This window comes from Anoxybacillus sp. ST4 (assembly GCF_019448545.1).
GTDB classification, from domain to species: Bacteria; Bacillota; Bacilli; order Bacillales; family Anoxybacillaceae; genus Anoxybacillus; species Anoxybacillus pushchinoensis.
Map to the genome: position 1 here is coordinate 1 of NZ_JAHZOE010000052.1, position 3528 is coordinate 3528.

At 38.4% G+C, this 3528-nt stretch carries 2 protein-coding genes and 1 pseudogene; all 3 read left to right on the plus strand.

Features of this window, described 5'->3' with window-relative positions; all coding sequences use genetic code 11:
• Nucleotides 1–71 precede the first annotated feature (71 nt).
• Nucleotides 72–572, plus strand: a pseudogene (locus K1I44_RS14840) (RNA-guided endonuclease TnpB family protein); the annotation flags it as partial.
• Between the two features lie 383 nt (nt 573–955).
• Nucleotides 956–2440, plus strand: coding sequence for a type I restriction-modification system subunit M (locus K1I44_RS14845; RefSeq protein WP_219986613.1), 1485 nt, complete (start codon nt 956–958; stop codon nt 2438–2440).
• Entirely contained in the window at nt 2430–3407 is a 978-nt protein-coding gene (locus tag K1I44_RS14850; protein WP_219986614.1) for a restriction endonuclease subunit S, read from the plus strand. The genes K1I44_RS14845 and K1I44_RS14850 overlap by 11 nt, the downstream gene beginning before the upstream one ends.
• Nucleotides 3408–3528: the final 121 nt, after the last annotated feature.

Genomic DNA, 3528 nt, shown 5'->3' on the forward strand with positions numbered 1-3528 from the left:
GCGTACCTATGGGTTGTTAGATATAAACAAAAATGAAAAAGTATGTGATGAGTTTTGTCGAAAAATATTTTTTTGGCACCCCTAAGATGCCAAGAAACCTTGATATATCAACATTTTTAGAGGGAGGTTCTAATTGGAACAAACAACGAATTAAAGTTGCTCGTATTCACGAAAAAATTACAAATGCAAGAAATGACTACTTGCACAAAATCTCTACCGAGATTGTCAAAAACCACGACATTATCGGGATGGAGGATTTGTCTGTAAGCAATATGCTGAAAAATCATCACCTTGCAAAAGCGATTAGTGAAGTATCATGGTCACAATTTAGAATGATGTTGGAATACAAAGCGAAATGGTACGGAAAGCAAGTTGTCACCGTAGCAAAAAACTTTCCATCCAGTCAGCTATGTTCATGTTGTGGCTATAAAAATAAAGACGTTAAAAATCTTGGATTGCGTGAATGGGAGTGTCCTAATTGTCATACCCGTCATGACCGAGATATTAACGCAAGCCTAAATCTTCGCAAGGAAGCCTTGCGATTAACCGTAGGAACTACGGGGATAGCCTAATCAATAACTAGCCGATAGGCTGGTGTTCTTAGGAATCCACTATGGTTTTAGCCTAGTGGTAGTTCAAAGTGAAGAAGGGATTGGATTGAAAATAGCTAAGGTAATTAACAACAATGTCTCATTTTTTAATTTTGGTTCATCATCAAAACATGTACTTGACAAACGGTAAATTTCCTTGAACAAGTATATAAAAAAACATTGGTTCGCTAGTTTTTCCTTGGAAATGTAGTGATGAGCACCATAGTGATTTTCAACCGTCTGCCCAGCTATCGAAGCATAGCTGGGTTTCGCATGTTTTCAAATGACAGTAGTTTACAATAGGAATTTTTGTTATAGTTAAAGTTGTAAGAGATGAAAGAACAAGAAAAGACGGAGGCAACAGTATGAGCAAGTTAACGCTACAACAACTTGAATCTCATTTATGGGAATCAGCGAATATATTGCGTGGCAGTATTGATTCTTCTGACTATAAAAACTATATTTTTGGAATGTTGTTTTTAAAACGATTAAACGATGTGTTTGTCGAAACCGCCGAGCGGATTGAAAAAGAAGAAGGCGAAGATTACGGTTGGTATGATCGCGATGAACATCAATTTTTTGTACCTGAAAAAGCACGTTGGAGTTATATTCAATCCCACTCCCAAGACGTGGGAGCGGTCATTAATAAAGCCTTTGAATTGTTAGAAGATGAAAACCCTTCCCTACAAGGGGTACTAGCGAATATTGATTTTAACGATAAAGAAAAACTGTCAGATAAAACGATTCTTCAATTAGTACAACACTTCTCGCAAATTGACTTACGCAACGAAAACTTATCAGAACCTGATATTCTTGGACGTGCTTACGAATATCTTATCAAGCAGTTTGCTGATGATGCAGGAAAAAAAGGTGGCGAGTTTTATACGCCAAGCCAAGTCGTTAAATTAATTGTCAAACTGATTAAACCTGAAGAAGGCATGCGTGTATGCGATCCAACCGCAGGGTCTGGAGGGATGCTCATTCAATCGGTTGACTACATAAAAGAAAAAGGTGGCAATCCACGCAACATTACATTGCACGGACAAGAGAAAAACTTAAATACATGGGCGATTTGTAAAATGAATTTGTTGCTTCATGGCTTAAGCGACCATGAAATTAAAAAAGGCGATACGATTCGTGAACCGAAACTATTAGACGAAAACGGCGAGCTTCTATTATATGATCGCGTCATTGCTAATCCTCCGTTTAGCTTAAAAAACTGGGGACGTGAGGAAGCAGAAGCAGACGCATTTCACCGTTTCCGTTTTGGTTTACCGCCAAAAAACGCAGGAGACTATGCGTTTATTCAACATATGATTGCCACACTTAATGATGAAGGAAAAGCGGGAGTTGTCATGCCGCACGGCGTCCTTTTCCGTGGCGGGGCGGAAGGGAAAATTCGTCAAGGCATCTTGGAAGAAGATTTAATTGAAGCCATTATCGGTTTGCCAGCGAACCTATTCTATGGAACAGGTATTCCAGCATGCATCCTTATCATCAATAAAAACAAAGAAGAGCATAAAAAAGGAAAAGTTCTTTTCATTGACGCATCACAGGACTACCAAGAAGGCAAAAATCAAAACGTTCTTCGAGATGAAGATATTGAAAAAATCGTCAGCACATACGATGCGTGGAAAGATGTCGACAAATATAGCCGTGTTGTTACACTAGAGGAAATTAAAGAAAATGACTATAACTTAAACATTGCACGTTACATTGATACAATCGAAGAAGAAGAACAAATTGATGTCGCAGAAGCGCTTCGCAAACTTCGCCAACTCGAACAAGAACGGGATGAAATTGAAAAGGTGATGTATGGGTATTTAAAGGAGTTGGGGTATGATGAGTGAATGGAGACGTGAACCCTTATCCAAACTAGCAGAGTTTATAAATGGTAGGGCATTTAAACCTGAAGAGTGGGGAACACAGGGCCTCCCTATTATTCGTATTGCAAATCTAAATAATCCAGATGCTGAATTTGACTATTATTCAGGTACTGTTGATGATAGACATTTGATTCAACACGGTGATCTTCTTCTTTCATGGTCTGCTTCCTTGGGAGCATATAAGTGGAAAGGGGAAAACGCTGTACTAAATCAGCACATATTTAAAGTAGTGCCCAGCCAGTATGTTAATAAAGATTTTTTATACTATCTGCTAGATAGATCCGTGGAAAAATTAAAAGAACGTGTTCATGGTTCCACTATGAAGCATATAAAGAAGGGAGAGCTTGATGATTTACAAGTAGAAGTTCCACCACTTTATGAACAACGCAAAATCGCAGCTATCCTCTCATCTGTCGATAAAGCCATCGAGAAAACGGAAGCGATCATCGAGCAAACGGAGAAAGTGAAAAGGGGGCTTATACAACAGTTGTTTACGAAGGGAATCGGACACACGAAGTTTAAAAAGACGGAGATTGGGGAGATTCCTGAAGAGTGGGAAGTAAAGCAATTAGCTGAAGTATGTGTAGTCAATCCTACCTATCGAATTGAAAAGGGGACTATTTGTTCCTACGTAGAAATGGGTGCAGTTAATGAAAACTCCCCTCATATATCTTATTTTGGTAAAAGAGAAGCTGGACAAGGTGGCGGTTCGAGATTTAAAGAAAATGATGTGTTATTTGCGAGAATTACTCCTTGTACGGAAAATGGCAAAACTGCTTTGGTTCCAAAATTAGAGTCTGAAGTAGGACTTGGTTCAACAGAATTTATTGTATTATCTCCTTTAAAGCAAATTCTTGATCCAAAATTCTTATATTACTTTGTTAAGTCCGATAGAGTAAGAAATTACGCTATTAGTAGAATGACGGGGTAACTATTCAGCCACATCATAAAGTGAGCTGAATATTTTTTGCTTTTCCTGTCTATGATGTGAATATTGATAGACAAGGAGGTGAATCACATGTTGACGGTACAACAAGCTGTATTTACAGTTG

Excerpts from the sequence above, each read along its gene's own strand:
- K1I44_RS14845 (WP_219986613.1), top strand. The coding sequence starts at position 956 with ATGAGCAAGTTAACGCTACAACAACTTGAATCTCATTTATGGGAATCA.
- K1I44_RS14850 (WP_219986614.1), top strand. The coding sequence starts at position 2,430 with ATGATGAGTGAATGGAGACGTGAACCCTTATCCAAACTAGCAGAGTTT.